The sequence below is a fragment of the Allobosea sp. P4_C6 genome (assembly GCF_056402015.1).
The window spans coordinates 1-2,186 of record NZ_JBFUIF010000195.1; the positions used below are offsets into that span (position 1 = coordinate 1).

Annotated in this window: 1 protein-coding gene; it reads left to right on the forward strand. The window is 59.4% G+C overall.

Annotated features, from left to right (window positions below; genetic code table 11):
- Positions 1-677: 677 nt before the first annotated feature.
- Complete coding sequence (locus AC1DVA_RS27840; protein ID WP_476808041.1) at positions 678-1,844, forward strand: serine hydrolase domain-containing protein; 1,167 nt, start codon at positions 678-680, stop codon at positions 1,842-1,844.
- Positions 1,845-2,186: the final 342 nt, after the last annotated feature.

Consider the following 2,186-nt stretch of genomic DNA (forward strand, 5'->3'; position numbering starts at 1 on the left):
GGCTCACCGGGCGTTGGGTGGTTGGTAACGGCGAGATAAGCTGCCGCTGCGTCCACCACATGTTGCTTTCCGCCAAAGAATTGCTCGATCCTGCCTCGGGGTGGCGTTCGGCGGTCTGACGGAGAGGCGCAGGAATTTGCGGTCCTCTCGCGCACCGCCCCGCACTCCCGGAAACGCACGGCACAGGCCCTTCGAGCAGGCACTCGCTGCATGCTCCGCACACTCCCTTACCAATGGAATTCTCGAAAGTAGCACGCATAACTTAAGTTTCTACATGATTGATTTCGTTTATATTTTGGCGTCGAGAAAACGCGAGGTGTGACACCCTGTGTCAACATTCGCGCTGTGAGTTGGCACAGTTCCGCTCGCTGGCTGAATGCCTATCTGGCTTTGTCAATCAGTTCGCCTCTGGCAATCATGCCCCGTCCTAGTGGTGAAAGTCTGACGCTTAGTACCCGACGGCGACAGCCACTGTGGGGTTGGAAACGGACGTTGGTTCAGCCGGCCGGCATCGGCTTGCGCCAGTCGTCCACGTGCGCCGCAGCTGGGATCGCTCCGTCGGTGCGTGGTGTTTTCCAGAGGCCCGGGCATCGCTGGACCGTGAACACGCTGTATGCAGGAATGTGGCGTAACAATAGAGATGGCGGGCAACTATCAAGGAAAGGCTAGGCACCCCAATGAACCCCAATCCCACTCCGCCCTCGTTTGGTTTGAATAAGGATGCGCTCGCCCGGCTTGGCGCCTCTATTCAGGCCGACATCGACAGCGGGAAGCACTTTGGTGCTTCGATCCTTGTCGCCCGCCACGGTCAGGTGGCTTACCAAGCGAGCTTCGGAACGGTAGCCCCGGGTCGCGCCCCATCAGGTGACGACCGATACCTGCTCATGTCGATGTCAAAGGCGTACACCGCGACGCTCGTGCTCAAAGCAATCGATGAAGGCCGTTTCGGCCTCGATACACGCATCGCGGACCTCGTTCCCGGCTTTGGCGCACTGGGCAAGCAGCGGGCGACCCTACGGCAGTTGCTGGCACACACCGCCGGGCTGCCGTTCGGTCTCGTCCCGCCTCCGCTAGGACTGGACAAGGCCGGCAACCTCGCGGTTAAGGCTGCCGCGATGTGCGCATTGCCGGCGGCCTACAGTCCCGGAACCAAATGCCTCTATACCTCCGGCTTGGGCTACGATCTGCTAGGCCAAATCCTCGTCAATACCGACCCGAAGCAGCGCGGCTTCAATCGCATTGCCCAAGAGGATTTGTTTACACCGTTGGGCATGGCGGACAGCAGCTTCGCGTGCGCGATCGACGATCCTCGGCGGGTTCCGGTGTCATTTACTGAAGCGAATGTGCGACCCACTACGCCGATGCTTCTGCGCTTTTTCAACGAGCTCCTTGACGGGGAAGCGGAGATGCCGAGCGGGAATGCGTTTTCCACCATCAATGATGTCTTCCGTTTCACAGAAGTCTTCCGCGGGCGCGGGACGGCGCACGGTCAGCGCGTTCTCTCTCCGGCGCTCTTCGACTACGCCCGGCAAGACCATGCAACGGGCTTGATTAACGATGCGACCGTCTTCGAGGTCGAAGAGCGCGGCCTCGACGATTTGCCGGCGCACTTCACCTTGCTCGGTGGTTATGTCCGCGGCAGCGGGCACATCCTGAACGCGACCGGGCACACCGCATCACCACAAAGTATCGCGGCGGTCGGTGGTGCCTCCACGGCATGGATGATCGATCCCGAGCGTGATCTCACGGTCATCTTCCTGTCTGCCGGCTTCATTGAAGGGCTGCGCCATATCGAACGTGTGCAACGCATCAACGACCTCGCACTCGCGGCGGTCGACGCCTAACAAAGTGCTGGAGAGGCAACCCGAGAGCCGCCTAACCAGTCACTCAATAAAAGTCAGATCAAGAGCGTTTCAGGGCCTCGCCATGTCGCTCGTTGCAATCCAGCGCGATGCCATTCGATTAACGCCGACGAGCGCCGAACTAAACTAAAGTTCGCAATGGGTCGTCTATTGCCATTCGCGGGGGGGTACCAAGCGTCAGATTTTCACCACCAGGACGAGGCATGATTGGATAAGCGATCAGCTTTATATGCCCCACTTACACCCGGCTAGATCAATCCCGATTGGCACACGTCGTGGCACAAATCGGTCACACACCCTGTCACAGCCAACAACCAAAGTTGG

Excerpts from the sequence above, each read along its gene's own strand:
- AC1DVA_RS27840 (WP_476808041.1), top strand. The coding sequence starts at position 678 with ATGAACCCCAATCCCACTCCGCCCTCGTTTGGTTTGAATAAGGATGCG.